Origin of the sequence: Streptomyces sp. NBC_00859 (assembly GCF_045161865.1) — a bacterium.
In the GTDB taxonomy this organism is placed as follows: Bacteria; Actinomycetota; Actinomycetes; order Streptomycetales; family Streptomycetaceae; genus Streptomyces.
Map to the genome: position 1 here is coordinate 1,848,072 of NZ_CP108826.1, position 15,861 is coordinate 1,863,932.

General features: G+C 71.3%; 17 protein-coding genes. 6 read left to right on the forward strand and 11 right to left on the reverse strand.

Translation table 11 applies throughout. The features are described from left to right. Window positions 1-153 precede the first annotated feature (153 nt). The 3 genes from OG584_RS07535 to OG584_RS07545 are packed head-to-tail and all read right to left on the reverse strand — an operon-like array spanning window position 154 to window position 2,022. Window positions 154-924, reverse strand: coding sequence for a DUF3710 domain-containing protein (locus OG584_RS07535; protein WP_405776314.1), 771 nt, complete (start codon window positions 922-924; stop codon window positions 154-156). Between the two features lies 1 nt (window position 925). Continuing rightward, window positions 926-1,441 (reverse strand): dUTP diphosphatase, encoded by a 516-nt coding sequence (gene dut / locus OG584_RS07540; protein ID WP_405776316.1) that lies wholly within the window; start codon window positions 1,439-1,441, stop codon window positions 926-928. After that, the gene (locus OG584_RS07545; RefSeq protein WP_405776317.1) at window positions 1,438-2,022 is read right to left on the reverse strand and encodes a PaaI family thioesterase; all 585 of its coding nucleotides are present in this window, start codon (window positions 2,020-2,022) and stop codon (window positions 1,438-1,440) included. Before OG584_RS07545 ends, dut begins: the two co-directional genes overlap by 4 nt. A gap of 58 nt (window positions 2,023-2,080) precedes the next feature. Between OG584_RS07545 and OG584_RS07550 the strand changes: the two genes are divergently transcribed. Next, the gene (locus OG584_RS07550) at window positions 2,081-2,527 is read left to right on the forward strand and encodes a DUF3093 domain-containing protein (RefSeq protein WP_405776319.1); all 447 of its coding nucleotides are present in this window, start codon (window positions 2,081-2,083) and stop codon (window positions 2,525-2,527) included. Between the two features lie 43 nt (window positions 2,528-2,570). Here OG584_RS07550 and OG584_RS07555 read toward each other — a convergent pair whose 3' ends face one another. The 4 genes from OG584_RS07555 to OG584_RS07570 all read right to left on the reverse strand — a co-directional run bounded on the left by OG584_RS07555 (window position 2,571) and on the right by OG584_RS07570 (window position 6,150). Beyond that, window positions 2,571-3,542, reverse strand: a complete 972-nt coding sequence (locus OG584_RS07555) for a hypothetical protein (RefSeq protein WP_405776321.1) — start codon at window positions 3,540-3,542, stop codon at window positions 2,571-2,573. 10 nt (window positions 3,543-3,552) lie between these two features. Continuing rightward, window positions 3,553-3,849, reverse strand: a complete 297-nt coding sequence (locus OG584_RS07560) for a DUF4193 domain-containing protein (RefSeq protein ID WP_164260119.1) — start codon at window positions 3,847-3,849, stop codon at window positions 3,553-3,555. 395 nt (window positions 3,850-4,244) lie between these two features. Next, window positions 4,245-5,489, reverse strand: a complete 1,245-nt coding sequence (locus OG584_RS07565; RefSeq protein WP_405776323.1) for a sensor histidine kinase — start codon at window positions 5,487-5,489, stop codon at window positions 4,245-4,247. Window positions 5,490-5,496: 7 nt separating this feature from the next. After that, the gene (locus tag OG584_RS07570) at window positions 5,497-6,150 is read right to left on the reverse strand and encodes a response regulator transcription factor (RefSeq protein ID WP_327294825.1); all 654 of its coding nucleotides are present in this window, start codon (window positions 6,148-6,150) and stop codon (window positions 5,497-5,499) included. Window positions 6,151-6,458: 308 nt separating this feature from the next. Between OG584_RS07570 and OG584_RS07575 the strand changes: the two genes are divergently transcribed. Then, window positions 6,459-6,668 (forward strand): hypothetical protein, encoded by a 210-nt coding sequence (locus OG584_RS07575; protein ID WP_405776325.1) that lies wholly within the window; start codon window positions 6,459-6,461, stop codon window positions 6,666-6,668. A 59-nt stretch (window positions 6,669-6,727) separates the two neighbouring features. On the opposite strand, the gene OG584_RS07580 is transcribed toward OG584_RS07575, so the two are convergent. Together OG584_RS07580 and OG584_RS07585 are read right to left on the reverse strand one after the other, a co-directional pair. Then, on the reverse strand, window positions 6,728-7,528 hold the full coding sequence (locus tag OG584_RS07580; protein WP_405776326.1) for an inositol monophosphatase family protein: 801 nt from the start codon (window positions 7,526-7,528) through the stop codon (window positions 6,728-6,730). Window positions 7,529-7,582: 54 nt separating this feature from the next. After that, window positions 7,583-8,695 (reverse strand): ferrochelatase, encoded by a 1,113-nt coding sequence (locus OG584_RS07585; protein ID WP_405776328.1) that lies wholly within the window; start codon window positions 8,693-8,695, stop codon window positions 7,583-7,585. Window positions 8,696-8,833: 138 nt separating this feature from the next. On the opposite strand from OG584_RS07585, the gene OG584_RS07590 reads away from it, so the two are divergent. After that, on the forward strand, window positions 8,834-10,105 hold the full coding sequence (locus OG584_RS07590) for an MFS transporter (RefSeq protein ID WP_405776330.1): 1,272 nt from the start codon (window positions 8,834-8,836) through the stop codon (window positions 10,103-10,105). Beyond that, the gene (locus tag OG584_RS07595) at window positions 10,038-11,384 is read left to right on the forward strand and encodes a D-arabinono-1,4-lactone oxidase (protein ID WP_405776332.1); all 1,347 of its coding nucleotides are present in this window, start codon (window positions 10,038-10,040) and stop codon (window positions 11,382-11,384) included. The genes OG584_RS07590 and OG584_RS07595 overlap by 68 nt, the downstream gene beginning before the upstream one ends. Before the next feature lie 53 nt (window positions 11,385-11,437). Here the strand turns inward: OG584_RS07595 and OG584_RS07600 are convergent, their stop codons facing one another. Further along, window positions 11,438-12,427 carry a hypothetical protein gene (locus OG584_RS07600; RefSeq protein ID WP_405776334.1) on the reverse strand — a complete coding sequence of 330 codons (990 nt, stop codon included), beginning with the start codon at window positions 12,425-12,427 and terminating at the stop codon, window positions 11,438-11,440. A 475-nt stretch (window positions 12,428-12,902) separates the two neighbouring features. Between OG584_RS07600 and sepH the strand changes: the two genes are divergently transcribed. After that, window positions 12,903-13,961, forward strand: a complete 1,059-nt coding sequence (gene sepH / locus OG584_RS07605) for a septation protein SepH (protein WP_405776336.1) — start codon at window positions 12,903-12,905, stop codon at window positions 13,959-13,961. A gap of 82 nt (window positions 13,962-14,043) precedes the next feature. Here sepH and OG584_RS07610 read toward each other — a convergent pair whose 3' ends face one another. After that, the gene (locus OG584_RS07610) at window positions 14,044-14,871 is read right to left on the reverse strand and encodes a sulfurtransferase (protein ID WP_405776338.1); all 828 of its coding nucleotides are present in this window, start codon (window positions 14,869-14,871) and stop codon (window positions 14,044-14,046) included. A 206-nt stretch (window positions 14,872-15,077) separates the two neighbouring features. On the opposite strand from OG584_RS07610, the gene OG584_RS07615 reads away from it, so the two are divergent. Beyond that, window positions 15,078-15,851, forward strand: a complete 774-nt coding sequence (locus tag OG584_RS07615; RefSeq protein WP_405776340.1) for a VOC family protein — start codon at window positions 15,078-15,080, stop codon at window positions 15,849-15,851. Window positions 15,852-15,861: the final 10 nt, after the last annotated feature.

The following is a 15,861-nucleotide window of genomic DNA, read 5'->3' on the forward strand; positions in this document are numbered from 1 at the left end:
TTCGTTGACGCCTCCCATACGGCGAGCCGCCCGCCCTTGACGCGATCCCTACGCGGCGCCCCACGTCCCCCCATCCGTCGCTTTGACCAGCACAAAGGCCGGTGGCCCGCACTCCCGTCGGGGAGTGCGGGCCACCGGCCCTCGTGATGCGGGTCAGCGGATCTCGGTGATCTCCGGTCCGCGCTGGAGCTGGCCCATGCCACCGGAGAAGCGCGAGCCCTCCTGCTCCTCCTGCTGGACGCCGTCGGGCATCATCTGCGCGTCGTCGGGCAGCTTGAGGACGATCGGGTCGCGGGGAGCCATCGGCCCCTCGCCCCGGACGACCACGGTGTCCCGGAAGATCTGCTCCAGCACCCCGGCCGCCTCGGGCTGGACCGCGCCCTGCCCCGAGATCACGCCGCGCAGGAACCAGCGCGGCCCGTCGACGCCGACGAAGCGCACCAGCTGCACGCCGTTCGTGCCGTCCGGGAGCTGTACGGGCACCTGGGCCCGCAGCTCCCAGCCGAGCGGGCCCTCGACCTCGTCGATGATGCCGCCCTGCTGGGTGATGCCCGAGGCGATCTCCTCGCGCACCTCGCCCCAGATGCCTTCCTTCTTCGGTGCCGCGAAGCCCTGGAGCTGGACGGCACTGTCACGCAGGACGACCGTGGCGGCCACGATCGCGTCTCCCGCGACCTCGACGCGCAGCTCCATGCCCTCGACCCCGGGGACGAAGAGACCGCCGAGGTCCACCCGCCCCTCGGCAGCCTCACGGACCTCGGAGATGTCCCACGGACCGTCCGGGCGCGGCGCGGGGGGCAGGCCGGACCTGCGCACACCGCTCACGTCTGCCGACTCATCGCCGCCGGCGCCGTCGGAGTCGAACTGCCCGGCCTCGCCCGGCGCGTCCTCGTCGGAACCGCTGTTCTTGCGACGTCCGAACACGTCACTGTCCTTCCCGGTCGGATACGACCGATGCGTATCGATTCCCACCCTGTGGCCCGCCCACAGCGGCATGTCCGCCGGTGGACCCGAAGCCCCCTCCGGCCCGTGCCGAGCCGGGAAGCTCCGCCACCTCGTGGAAGCGCACCTTCTCGACCTGCTGCACTACCAGCTGGGCGATCCGGTCGAAGCGCTCGAACCGCACCGTCTCGCGCGGATCGAGATTGACCACGATCACCTTGATCTCTCCACGGTACCCGGCATCCACCGTCCCCGGGGCATTCACCAGGGCAACTCCGCAACGGGCCGCGAGCCCGGACCGCGGGTGCACGAAGGCGGCGTACCCGTCGGGCAGCGCCACCGAGATCCCCGTGGGGAGTACGGTCCGCTCCCCCGGCGCGATCTCGGCGGCCTCGGTGGTCATCAGATCGGCGCCGGCGTCGCCCGGGTGCCCGTAAGCGGGGAGCGGCACCTCGGGGTCGACTCGGCGGATCAGTACATCTACGGGGTCACGGCTCACGGGTTCACCTCGAAGGCGCGGGCGCGCTTGATCTGGTCGGGGTCGTCCATCGCGGCCCGGATCTCCTCAGGACGTCCGTTCTCGGTGAAGTGGTCGACCTTGACCTCGATGAACAGGGCGTCGGCGCGCACGGCCACAGGTCCCTCGGGGCCACCGATGCGGCCGGTGGCGGTGGAGTAGATCTTCCGGCCGCTCACCGCGGTGACCCGGGCCTCCAGGTGGAGCGCGGTGCCCACCGGGACGGGCCGCACGAAGTCGGTCTCCAGCCGGCCGGTCACCGCGATGACGCGCAGCAGCCAGTTCAGCGATCCGAGCGTCTCGTCGAGTGCGGAGGCCAGGACACCGCCGTGCGCGAGGCCCGGTGCGCCCTGGTGCGCGGGCTTCACGGTGAATTCGGCGGTGACGGTCACACCTTCGCCGGCCCTCGCCTGGAGGTGCAGCCCGTGCGGCTGCCCCTCACCGCAGCCGAAACAGTGCGCGTAGTGCGCTCCGAGGAGCTCCCCGGGGGCCGGGGCATCGTGGTGGCGCACGGGCGCTATGGCGTCGGCCGGGGGCGTCAGCCCTGAAGATGTTCGTGTCACAGCCGCAGACATTACCCGCGCGGCAACGCAGGCACCGCACCGTGCCAAGCTTGGCTTTATGCAGCCTTACGAAGAACGTCTCACCGCGCCCCGTTCCTGGTGGCTCATCGCCCTGCTCGTCGGGATCGCGGGCGGGCTGATCACCCTGCCGCTCGGCACCCTGCCGATGCTCGGCGGCCTGGTCGGGGGCGCGGCGGTGGCGGGCGTCATCGTGAGTTCGTACGGCTCGGTCCGCATCCGGGTCGTCGCGGGCGCGCTCGTCGCGGGCGACGCGAAGATCCCGCTGACGGCGCTGGGTGAGGCCACCGTGCTGGACGCCGAGGAAACCGTCGCCTGGCGCTCGTACAAGGCCGACCCGCGCGCCTTCATGCTGATGCGCAGCTACGTACGGACAGCCCTGCGGGTGGAGATCACGGACCCGACGGACCCGACGCCGTACGCCTATCTCTCGACCAGGGACCCCGAGGCGCTCAAGACCGCGCTGGCGGCGGTGCCCGCCGCGTAGGTCCGGCACCCGCCGGAGCCCTGCGCGGCCGGGGACGGCGCTGCTAGTGCTCGCCGGACTGCCCGCCCGGAAGCTCCTTGGGCTGCGTGAGGGGTGGCAGCTCGGGGAGGGCGTCCCAGGGGACCTGGCGCTTGCGCATGTCCTTGCGGACCTTCTCGGCGAGTTTCCTGGTGTCCCTGCGGTTCATCACCGCACCCACTGTGGCGCCCACCATGAACGGCATCAGGTTCGGCAGATCGCGGACCGTGCGCTTCATGATCTGCTGCCGCATCTCGCGCTTCATCTGGCCGCCGAGCGCGGTCACCGTCGCCGGTTTGGTGATGTCGAAGCCGCGCTCTCCCGACCATGCGTGCAGATAGGCGGTTGAGCGGTCCTTGAGGCCGCCCGGCGGGCGCATGCCGTAGACCTCGTGCAGTTCGGCGATGAGCTTCAGCTCGATCGCGGCGACTCCGGTGATCTCCGCGGCGATCTCGGCCGGCATCGCGAGCGGTACGGGCAGCATCGCGGCGGCTCCGATGCCCGCGCCCACGGTGGAGGTCGCGTTGGCCGCGCCCGCTACGAGCTTGTCGGCGATCTCCTCGGGGCCGAGGCCGGGGAAGTGCTTGCGCAGCGTCGCCAGATCGCGGACCGGGATCCGGGGCGCGATGTCGATGATGCGGTCGGCGATGTACGCGAGCCCCGCCTTCGCGCCTTCGCCGCCCTTCCGGAGTCCGTGCTGTATGCCGTTCCTCAGGACGCCCGGACGACGGGCCCCGGTCGTGGGTCCGTCCTGCACGCCCCGCGCCACCGCATCGAAGGGTGCCGCTTCGTCGAGCGAGGCCGGGAGGCCCCGCTCGTCGTCACGTGCGCTGCTGACGAGCGCGGTCGCCCCGTGGTCGTTCTCCTCCGGGGGCCGGGGGGCGAGGGGCTCGGCCGGCGCTTCCGCGCCTTCTGCCGGGCCCGTGACGCCCTGCTGGTCCTCGGGGGAACCCTTCCGCCCGAAGCGTCGCTTCCGGGGCGGTGTCGCGCCTGCCACGCCGACTGCCTCAGTCGCAGTCGCGGCAGATGGGCTGGCCGTTCTTCTCGCGCGCCAGCTGACTGCGGTGGTGCACGAGGAAGCAGCTCATGCAGGTGAACTCGTCGGCCTGCCGGGGCAGGACCCGGACCGACAGCTCTTCGTTGGACAGGTCCGCACCGGGCAGCTCAAGGCCCTCGGCCTGCTCGAACTCGTCGACGTCAACAGCCGCCGTCGACTTGTCGTTCCGACGTGCCTTGAGCTCTTCCAGACTGTCCTGGTCGCTGTCGTCGTCGGTCTTGCGTGGAGTGTCGTAATCCGTAGCCATGTCGCGCTCTCCCCCTCTGGGTATTTGCGGTGTCTCCAGCGCACGTAACGCGTGAGAGGCCGGACTTGTGCCCGACCCGAGGCGGAGATTTTGCCTCACATCAAGGTCTGTTACTCAATCGACACCCAACCGGATCCCCGGAGAGAGATCGATTTGGATGGCGATCGGGACCGTACACGGTCCCCGGGTGGCGCTTTACGGGTGCCACCCCGTGTACTTCCCGTGATCACACCCCCTGGAAACCCAGGTTTTTCCCGGTTTTTCGCGGATTTGGGGATCACGGAGAGTAGGTAGAAGAAAAATCGGCCCTGTGACTGATCGCACATCCGTTTCACGGGAACCCGTCCCGAAAATTCCGCGCAAAGCGAACATCTGGACTGCCCCGCCCTACCCGCTCAGACAGGCAACGTGACACGCATCACGAGGCCACCACCCTCGCGGGGCTCCGCGATGATACGGCCTCCGTGGGCGCGCGCGACGGAGCGCGCGATGGACAGACCGAGCCCCACGCCCTTGTCACTGCCTGTCCGCTCGGTGCGCAGGCGTCTGAACGGCTCGAAGAGGTTGTCGATCTCGTAAGCGGGAACCACGGGACCCGTGTTCGAGACCACCAGAACCGCCTGGCCGGACTGCAGCTCGGTGGTGACCTCCACCCAGCCGTCGTCCGGAACGTTGTAACGCACCGCGTTCTGCACCAGGTTCAGGGCGATCCGCTCCAGCAGAATGCCGTTTCCCGGGACGACGGCAGGCGACTGCTCCCCGCGGATGTCCACCCCCTTCGCCCCTGCCTCGGCGAGCGTCTGATCGATGGCGCGGGTCGCCACCTCGGCCAGGTCGACCGGTTTGCGCTCGACGATCTGGTTGTCGCTGCGGGCCAGCAGCAGCAGGCCCTCGACGAGCTGCTCACTGCGCTCGTTGGTGGCCAGCAGCGTCTTGCCGAGCTGGGTGAGTTCGACGGGCGCACCCGGATCGGAGAGGTGCACCTCCAGAAGCGTGCGGTTGATAGCCAGTGGCGTGCGGAGTTCGTGCGACGCGTTGGCGACGAACCGCTGCTGCGCGGTGAAGGCCCGTTCCAGCCGGTCGAGCATCTCGTCGAAGGTGTCGGCGAGCTCCTTGAGCTCGTCGTCCGGGCCGTCCAGCTCGATCCGCCGGGTCAGATCCGTACCGGCCACCCGGCGGGCCGTACGGGTCATCCTGCCGAGCGGGGACAGCACCCGGCCCGCCACGGCGTATCCGAAGGCGAAAGCGATGATGCTCAGCCCGACGAGCGCGTAGAGCGAGCGGGTCAGCAGATTGTCGAGGGCGTGCTGGCGCTGGTCGCTCATGCAGGCCTTCAGCACGCTGTTCAACTGGTCGCTGGTCTGTGTCTGCCCGAGATTGGGACAGGTCGGGCTGGCGATGGACACGTTCTGGCCGGAGACCTGGAAGGCCGGCGTACTGCTGCCGTTGTGCAGCGCCTGGGCGGCCAGCATGTAGATGATCGTGAGCAACAGGATCCCGGCGATCAGGAACATCCCCCCGTAGAGCAGGGTCAGACGTATCCGGATGGTCGGCCGCAGCAGCGGGGAGAGGGACTCCGACGACTTCGGGTCCCAGGTCGGTTTGGGCGGCGGCGCCGGTGCCGCCGGGCTGTTGGCCACGGGGCGGTCAGATCCGGTATCCGGAGCCGGGCACGGTCACGATGACCGGCGGCTCACCGAGCTTGCGGCGCAGCGTCATGACGGTCACCCGTACGACGTTGGTGAACGGATCGGTGTTCTCGTCCCAGGCCTTCTCCAGGAGCTGCTCGGCCGAGACGACCGCACCCTCGCTGCGCATCAGCACTTCGAGCACCGCGAACTCCTTGGGGGCGAGCTGGATCTCACGGCCCTCACGGAACACCTCGCGGCGGTTGGGGTCCAGCTTGATGCCCGCCCGCTCCAGCACGGGCGGCAGGGCGACCGTCGTACGGCGCCCCAGTGCCCGGACCCGCGCGGTCAGCTCGGTGAAGGCGAAGGGCTTGGGCAGGTAGTCGTCCGCGCCGAGCTCCAGGCCCTCCACCCGGTCGCTGACGTCTCCCGAAGCGGTGAGCATCAGGACGCGGGTGGGCATGCCCAGTTCGACGATCTTGCGGCAGACGTCGTCGCCGTGGATCACGGGAAGGTCCCGGTCGAGTACGACGACGTCGTAGTCGTTGACGCCGATCCGCTCGAGGGCCGCGGCGCCGTCGTACACGACGTCGACGGCCATGGCCTCCCGGCGGAGTCCGGTGGCCACCGCATCGGCGAGCAGCTGCTCGTCCTCGACGACGAGTACGCGCACAGCGCTTGTCCTTCCGTCACAGCCCATGTCCAGGGCAGGTATGGCATCGAGTGTGTGCGTCCATCCTGCCCCGTACGGCCATAAACCGGCTGTAAGGCAGTGCCCGGCACCGGGCTGCGGGGAATTCGGTGATTCCCGGTGCGGTTGAGGTTTCTCCGAGGCGGAGCAAGGGGAGGACGACTGCACACCCGCCGATCACGCCCTTGCAGGGGCGCGCCACACCCCGCTCCGCACCACCGGGGAAGCGTGATCGGTTGATGACCCTCGGCACACCCCCGTGCCACCGACCCACGACGAGGGGGCGCACCATGGACGCATTCACCGCAGGTCTGCTGCAGCGTATAAAGGCCACCCAGACCGACCTGACGCGTGCCCGCGAGTCCGGCGACGACTTCCTTGCCGAGGTCGAGCAGGGCGAGCTGGACGATCTTCACCGGCTCGCTGCCGAACACGGCGTCACGGTCGAGCCCGGCCCGGCTGCCGAGTGCGGCGCGGACATCCACACCGCGGGCGTCTGACCCGCACGGCGCACGAGGGCCCCGGCACCGCGGGACGGTGCCGGGGCCTTCGTGTGCTGTCAGTCGTGCCAGGCTCCGTACTGTTCGAGCAGTGCCTGGAGCGGCTCGAAGACACCCGGTGAAGCGGCGACCGTCAGGTCGTCCGTCGGGCGCTCCCCCGGCCGCCCGCCGGTCAGCGCCCCCGCCTCGCGGGCGATCAGGTCACCGGCCGCACGGTCCCACGGGTGCAGCCCCCGTTCGTAGTAGCCGTCGAGCCGCCCGGCCGCCACGTCGCACAGGTCGATCGCAGCGGACCCTCCGCGCCGGATGTCCCGCAGCTGGGGAATCATCCGCTGGGCCACGGCGGCCTGGTGGGCGCGCACCGACGTGACGTAGTTGAAGCCTGTCGAGACCAGTGCCTGGTCGAGCGGGGGCGCGGGCCTGCACCGCAACCGCGCGTCGCCGAGGTGGGCCCCGCCGCCGCGCACCGCGTGGAACGTCTCTCCGCGCATGGGCGCCGCCACCACCCCGGCTACCGTCTCGCCGTTCTGCTCGGCCGCGATGGACACGGACCAAGTGGGCAGGCCGTAGAGGTAGTTCACGGTGCCGTCCAGCGGGTCGATGACCCAGCGGATACCGCTGCTGCCCTCGGAACTCGCGCCTTCCTCGCCCAGGAAGCCGTCGTCGGGGCGCAAGCCGGTGAGGTAGCCCGTGATCAGCTTCTCGGCCGCGATGTCCATCTCCGTGACGACATCGATGGGGCTGGACTTGGTCGCTGCCACCCCCAGATCCGCGGGGCGCCCGTCCCTCAGCAGCGCCCCCGCGCGGCGGGCGGCCTCCAGGGCCAGTTCGAGCAGTTCGGTGTGGAGCGGGTCGGTCACGGCTCTCTCCTTCTGCCCGCGCATGAGGCTTTCTGCGCATGAGGGCGTTGGGTGTCAGGCGTACGGGCTGTCGGCGCCCGCGGCGGCGGGCCTGGCCGTGCGGGCCGGGCAGCAGCCGACCGGGCAGACGTCGTGCGAGGGGCCCAGCGCGCCCAGGGCGCAGCGCTCCGCCGGGTGGCCCCGCTCGGCGGCCGCCCGCTCGAGGAGCAGGTCCCGCACCGCTGCGGCGAAGCGCGGGTCGGCGCCGACGGTCGCCGAGCGTACGGCGGGCAGGCCCAGTTCGGCCGCCTTCGCGACCGCCTCGGTGTCGAGGTCGTACAGGACTTCCATGTGGTCCGAGACGAAGCCAATGGGAACCATGACGACCGCGGGCACCCCGGCCTCGTGGAGCTCCGTGAGGTGATCGCAGATGTCCGGTTCCAGCCACGGGGTCTGCGGGGCGCCGCTGCGCGACTGGTAGACGAGCTCCCAGGGGTGGCTGACACCCGTCTCGGCACGGATCCTCTCGACGATCACCCGTGCCACGTCGAGGTGCTGGGCGACGTACGCCCCGCCGCCGGGGCCGGAGCCGGCGGCCGCGGCGGTGGGGATGGAGTGCGTGGTGAACGTCAGGTGCGCCCCGGCCCGCACCGCCTCGTCCAGCTCCGCCAGGGACGTCAGGACTCCGTCCACCATGGGCTCGACGAACCCCGGGTGGTTGAAGTAATGGCGCAGCTTGTCGACGCGCGGCAGCTCGAGGCCTTCCGCCTCCAGAGTGGCCAGCGCCCCCGCCAGGTCCTCGCGGTACTGGCGGCACCCGGAGTACGAGGCGTACGCGCTGGTGGCCAGGACGGCGATACGGCGGTGTCCGTCGGCGGTCATCTCGCGCAGGGTGTCGGTCAGGTACGGCGCCCAGTTCCGGTTGCCCCAGTGGACCGGCAGATCCAGGCCGTGCTCCGCGAAGTCCTTGCGGAGCGCGTCGAGCAGGGCACGGTTCTGGCCGTTGATGGGGCTGACCCCGTCGAACAGGAAGTAGTGCTGCCCCACCTCCTTGAGCCGTTCCTTCGGGATGCCACGGCCGCGGGTCACGTTCTCCAGGAACGGGACCACGTCGTCCGGGCCCTCCGGGCCGCCGAAGGAGAGCAGCAGGAGGGCGTCGTAGGGAGCTGGATCACGCTGATCGGACATGCCTCAGATCCTGCCACCCGGGTCCGACAGGCTCCGGGACCCCCCACGGATCGCCTGGACAGGGGCTCCCCCGGTGCCCGGAGCCGATCACCGCCCGTAAGCTGCGCAAACCATCAGTACGCCTTACCGGAGCCCTTCTTGACCAGTCCCTACCGCGCGATCTTCGCCGCCCCCGGCACCAAGGGGTTCTCGGCGGCCGGACTCCTCGGCCGGATGCCGCTTTCCATGCTGGGCATCGGCGTGGTGACCATGATTTCCCAGCTCACCGGGCGGTACGGGCTGGCCGGCGCGCTCTCGGCGACGCTGGCGCTGTCCGCGGCGGCCATCGGGCCGCAGATCTCGCGGCTCGTCGACCGGCACGGACAACGGCGGGTGCTGCGCCGGGCGACTGCCGTCGCCGCCGTCGCCGTCGCGGGGCTGCTGGTCTGTGCCCAGCAGGGGCTGCCGGCCTGGACGCTCTTCGTCTTCGCTGCGGGGGCGGGGTGTGTCCCGAGCATCGGCTCGATGGTCCGGGCCCGCTGGGCGGCGATCCACCGCGGGTCTCCGCGCAGCCTGCACGCGGCGTACTCCTGGGAGTCGATCGTCGACGAGGTGTGCTTCATCTTCGGTCCGATCCTCTCCATCGGGCTCTCCACCGCCTGGTTCCCTGAGGCCGGCCCGCTGATGGCCGGTGGCTTCCTCGTCCTCGGCGTGTTCTGGCTGACCGCGCAGCGCGCCACCGAGCCGGCCCCGCATCCGCACGGGCACGGTCCCAGCGGCTCCGCACTGGCCTCCCGGGGGCTTCGGCTGCTGGTGCTGACGTTCGTGGCGACGGGCGCGATCTTCGGGTCGGTCGATGTGGTGACCGTCGCGTTCGCGGACGAACGCGGCCACAAGGCGCTGGCCAGTCTGGTGCTCGCCGTGTACGCCCTCGGTTCCTGTCTGGCCGGGGCGGTCTTCGGGCTGCTGCATCCCCGGGGAGCCGCTTCCCGCAGGTGGCTGGTGGGGGTGTGCGCGATGGCGCTGAGTATGATCCCACTCCAACTGGCCGGGAACCTGCCGTTTCTGGCCGGGGCGCTCTTTCTCGCGGGGCTCTCCGTGGCACCGACGATGGTGACCACGATGGCCCTCGTCGAGCAGCACGTACCGCGCAGCAGGCTGACCGAGGGCATGACCTGGACCAGTACCGGGCTCGCGGTCGGTGTGGCACTCGGCTCTTCGGCCGCGGGCTGGGTGGTCGACGCGGGCGGGGCACGCCAGGGATATCTGGTGCCGCTCGTGGCGGGAGCGCTCGCGGCCGTGGTGGCGTTGCCCGGGTACCGCCGGCTCAACGCGCCGGCGTCACTGGAGGGGAGCGGGGCTGATGACCGGTACATCACGAACACCGGCTGCGGCACGGACGGCGACATCGGCGGCGGGGACCTGGCGTAACTGGGCGGGGAATGTCACCTCCCGTCCGGCGCGGGAGGTGACCCCGGCCTCCGTCCCCGAGCTGGCCGACGCCGTCAGGCGGGCCGCGGGGGAAGGGCTGAAGGTCAAGGCCGTCGGCACCGGGCACTCGTTCACCGCGGCCGCGGCGACCGACGGCGTGCTGATACGCCCCGGCCTCCTCACCGGCATACGGCGGATCGACCGCGCGGCGGGCACGGTGACCGTCGAGTCCGGAACCCCGCTGAAGCGGCTCAACCAGGCACTGGCGCGTGAGGGGCTCACCCTCACGAACATGGGCGACATCATGGACCAGACGGTGGCGGGCGCCACCAGCACCGGCACCCATGGCACCGGCCGTGATTCCGCCTCGATATCCGCGCAGATCCGCGCGCTGGAACTGGTGACGGCCGACGGCTCGGTGCTCACCTGCTCGCGGACGGAACACCCCGACGTCTTCGCGGCCGCCCGGATCGGCCTCGGCGCGCTGGGTGTGGTCACGGCGATCACCTTCGCGGTGGAGCCGGTCTTCCTGCTGACGGCCCGCGAGGAGCCGATGGCCTTCGACCGGGTGACCGCCGACTTCGACCAGCTGGTCGCCGAGAACGAGCACTTCGAGTTCTACTGGTTCCCGCACACCGGCAACTGCAACACCAAGCGGAACAACCGCAGCGCGGGCCCGGCTGCCCCGCCCGGCAGGGTCGCCGGCTGGATCGAGGACGAGCTGCTCTCCAACGGGGTCTTCCAGGCCGCGTGTTCGCTGGGCCGGGCCGTCCCTGCGACGATTCCCGCGATCGCGAAGATCTCCAGCCGGGCCCTGTCGGCCCGCACCTACACGGACATCCCGTACAAGGTCTTCACAAGTCCGCGCCGGGTGCGCTTCGTGGAGATGGAGTACGCCCTGCCCCGCGAGGCGGCCGTCGGGGCGCTGCGCGAGGTCAGGGCGATGGTGGAGCGCTCACCCCTGCGGGTGAGCTTCCCCGTCGAGGTCCGTACGGCCCCCGCCGACGACATCGCGCTCTCCACGGCCTCGGGCCGGGACAGCGCCTACATCGCGGCGCACATGTACCGGGGCACTCCGCACCGGGCCTACTTCACCGCGGTGGAACGGATCATGACCGCGCACGGCGGCCGGCCGCACTGGGGCAAGCTGCACACCCGCGACGCGGCATATCTCGCGGAGGTGTACCCGCGCTTCGGCGAGTTCACCGCGGTACGCGACCGGCTCGACCCGGAGCGGCTGTTCGGCAACGACTATCTGCGCCGGGTCCTGGGCGACTGACCGGACCCCGGGGGAAAGCTTGCTCCCGCGGGGCCCGGCCGGCCGGCGGGGCGCTACCCCGCCGGGTCGCTCGCACCCGGTTCCGGTGCGTTGTCCTGCCGGCCGGTGCCGTCGTGGCCCGGCGTGGAGTCCGCGCCGTCCCCCGAAGGGCCCGTGTGCGTCGGGTCGGGAGTCCCCGCCCCGTCACCCGCCGAGGAGTGCGAGGGGCTGGGCGTCGGCTCGGCCGATGTGCCGCTCCTGCCGGGATCGGGCTTCGACCGACCGGAGTCGGCGCCGGAGCCGGTGCTCGGCGACGGGTCCGGGCTGGGGCTCTGCCCCTGGCCGTGCTGGTGCGGGTCCTGGCTCTCCTGCGGGTCCGCCGGCTGCGACGGCGCGGGCGCGTGGTGCGACTTCGCGCCGCCGCCCTGCACCGCTGATCCCACCGTCGTCCCCGAACCGCCGCTGAGGCCGTGGCCCGAGAGCACCTCGAAGCCGGTGATCCCGCCCATCGCGACGACGAAGACGACCAGGGCGGCGAGGGAGGAGCGCTTCCAGCCCCGCACACGCGTCCCATGGGTCGTGGCCTCGGTGAACCCTTCGCCGGTGACCGGCGTCAGCAGCCTCGTCGCGTCCGGCCCGGCGTCACCGGGCACGCGCGCGTTCCACTCCGTACGGTCCGTGCCGTTCGCGCCGGGCTGCCCCGGCCACGGCGCCGCGATCGTCGGTGGCGCCTCCCCGGGCTCCTGGGCCCCCGGCACCTGCCGCACCGGGACCTTCAGGACCCTGGGTTTCACCTGGACCGTCACTTCACGGATCTGCTCCCCGGTCCGCCGGAAGACATGCTGGAAGACCGTGCCGCCACAGGTGGCGATCACACTCACCACGCCGGCGCCGATGATCGTTCCGTACACACCCAGCGTCGACGCCAGTACGGCCGCCACCACGGCGGCGAAGGCACTGCCCGCGACCTGCGGGACGCTCAGGTCGAGCTGTCTCCTCTTCACGCTTGCGGTCTCTGTTCCGCCGTCCGCCTTCTGCTCCATCACCAGCCCCTGTTTGCCCATCTGGTTACACCCTGCACCAGAAAGGGACATTTGAGCGAAGTGGATAGTTCCGTTTCAGAAGATTGTGTGAAGCACAACACCGGCAGGCATACGCTGACGGCAAATCCGGACCCCCAACTCCTCCGGACCACCGGAAGTTCAGCGGCGAGCCGTCCACCCGCTTGGCCCGAATGGAGTACTGTTGCGAGCCCTGGGCCCGGCCTCCCTCAGGGGTGTCCGGACCGACGGGAGGGGGCCTAAGGCGGCACTCGAACCGGCGGCGTCATGGCACCGCACGGGCGCCTGCTGCACAGAGTGACCGACGGTCGCTCTGCGTTGCGAACAGGTAACCGTGCCATAACGGCGCTCCAGGGCCGAGGCCCGACACGCCGGATAACTCGGCAAGGTTGTGGCGTGCTGTACCCGGGCAGGCCACACTCGACTAGCGGAAGCAGCGACGCACGTGACGTCGGCAGGCACCACCCGGGAGGTTCCCATGCCCGAACTGCGTGTCGTGGCCGTCTCGAATGACGGCACACGACTGGTGCTCAAAGCTGCGGACAGTACGGAGTACACGCTTCCGATCGATGAGCGGCTGCGTGCCGCGGTCCGTAACGACCGCGCCCGCCTCGGCCAGATCGAGATCGAGGTGGAGAGCCACCTCCGTCCGCGCGACATCCAGGCGCGCATAAGGGCCGGCGCCTCCGCCGAAGAGGTCGCCCAGATGGCCGGGATCCCGGTCGACCGGGTCCGCCGGTTCGAGGGCCCCGTGCTCGCGGAGCGCGCGTTCATGGCGGAGCGGGCCCGCAAGACACCCGTACGGCGAGCCGGTGAGAACACCGGCACCGGCCCGCAGCTCGGCGAGGCGGTGAACGAGCGGCTGCTGTTGCGCGGCGCCGAGCGCGAGACCGTGCTCTGGGACTCCTGGCGCCGCGACGACGGGACCTGGGAGGTCCTGCTGGTCTACCGGGTCGCCACCGAGACGCACTCGGCGAGCTGGAGTTACGACCCGCCGCGCCGCCTCGTACAGGCCATGGACGACGAGGCACGATCGCTGATCGGCGAGTCCGACGACTCGCTGGCCGCGCCGGAGCCGAGCTTCCCGTTCGTACCGAGGATCGCCAGGCTGCCTCGCGACCGGCCGCTCGACCGCGCCCTGGACCGGCAGATGGAGCGGCCCACCGCGCCCGTGCCCGCACCGCCGGAGCCGGACGAGAGCAGCAGTGGTGAGCGGGACTCGCTGACCAGCCTGCTGGAGGCCGTACCGAGCTTCCGGGGCGACATGGTCGTGCCCGAGCGCCCCTCTCCGCCCGAACTCCCGCCGGCCGAACCCGTGCAGGAACCGGAGACCGAGGAGGCGCCCGCGGCATCGGCCGGGGCGGGTTCGGCGTACGCGGACGTACTGATGCCGCGCGCGGTGGCCGGTCACCGCGACCGGCTGACCGGCACGACGGACCGGCAGGCCGAGGCGGACGGCGTCCGGCCCGGCAGGCGTGCGGCTGTACCCAGCTGGGACGAGATCGTCTTCGGTACCCGGCGCAAGAAGCAGGAGTAGCGGGAACAACAGCGCAGCCGGGGCCCGTACGCAGCGCGTACGGGCCCCGGCTGCCGGTCGGTGCAGCGCTGCCCGCTCGGCCCTACGGCGTCGGGCCCGTGGCGACCGGGCGGGACTCGTCGGACGACCACTGCGACCAGGAACCCGCGTAGAGCGCGGCCCGGACACCGGCGATCTCCAGGGCCAGCACTTCATGCGCCCCCGAGACACCGGACCCGCAGTAGACACCGACCTCCGCATCCGCGCCGGTGGCCCCCAGCCGGGCGAACCGCGCGGTCAGTTCCCCGGAGGTGAGGAAACGCCCGTCGGCGGCGGTGTTCTGCGACGTCGGGGCCGACACCGCGCCGGGGATGTGCCCGCCGACCCGGTCGATGGGCTCCACGTCGCCCCGGTACCGCTCGGCGGCACGGGCGTCCAGCAGGACCCCTTGCCGGGCCAGCTCCGCGGCGCCGTCCGCGTCGATGAGCGGCAGGGCCCCCGGCTCCGGCACGAAGTCGCCCTGTGCGGGCGCGGGCGTCCGCGTGGAGCGCGATCCGCTCCAGGCCGCGAGGCCTCCGTCCAGCACCCGCACGTCCGGGTGGCCCGTCCAGCGCAGCAGCCACCAGGCGCGCGCGGCGGCCCAGCCCTGACCGCCGTCGTACACGACGACCGGGACGTCCCGCGAGACGCCCGCCCTGCGCAGTACCGCGCCGAGATCCGCGGGGTCGGGCAGCGGATGACGGCCGCCCGCGCCTGGCTCCCCCGCCAGCTCCGTGTCCAGGTCGACGAAGACCGCGCCGGGAAGGTGGCCGGCCTCGTACTCGGCGCGGAGGTTCGGGCCGCCGAGCTGCCAGCGGATGTCGAGGAGCACCGGCGGACGCGGTCCGGCCAACTCGCTCGCGAGATCGGATGCGGTGATGATCGGTGTCATGGCTGCCATCCTCGCTCAGACTCCGGCCCGCACATAACGCCGAAGAAAAAGGGTGAATGCTATCAAAACAGGCATCCTCCTGTTGGAACGTGCAAAATGCGGCGCGGCCGGGGCGCGGCGCGCGTCAGGTGGTGGAAGCATCTGGGCGGGGGGCGGCCCACCGGCCCCCGCACGGCCACCACCGATGGTCCGAGGAGAGAGCGAAAATGACCGAGGCAGCCTCGCGGCACAGGCCCGGAACCCCTTGCTGGGTGAGTCTGATGGTGCACGGCCTGTCGGAGACCCAGGAGTTCTACGGCGACTTGTTCGGCTGGGAGTTCCAGCCGGGGCCGGGGCAGCTGGGACCGTACGTACGCGCGCTGCTGGGCGGCCGCGAGGTCGCGGGGATCGGACAGATGCCACCGGACCGCCATCTGCCGATCGCCTGGACGACGTATCTCGCGTCCGACGATGTCGACGCGACGGCGGCCACGGTCAGGCACTGCGGCGGGACCGTCGGAGTGGGGCCGCTCGATGCCGGAGAGGCCGGGCGGCTGGCCATAGGGTCGGACCCCGACGGTGCGGTCTTCGGCATCTGGCAGGCAGCTGACCACCTCGGCACCGCGCAGGCCGGAGTTCCCGGAACACCGGTGTGGAACGAGCTGGTGACCAGGGAGACCGGCTCGGTCGGCAAGTTCTACGAGGCGGTCTTCGGCTACGAGACGGAGGCGGTCGTCTCCGCCGACTTCGACTATCTGACGCTGCACCTGGAAGGCCGGGCGGTGGCATCGCTGCACGGAGTCGGCCAGGCGCTGCCCCGCGACAGGGGCGCGCACTGGATGACGTACTTCGAGGTGGCCGACGTCGACGAGGCCGCGCGCCGGGTGACCGAGCTCGGTGGGCACGTCCTGCAGCCCCCGCGGCAGGGTGAGACCGGGCGCCTCGCCACCGTGGCCGATCCGGAGGGCGCGGTCTTCACCGTCGTCCGGTCGGAGAGCTGACGCCCACGGG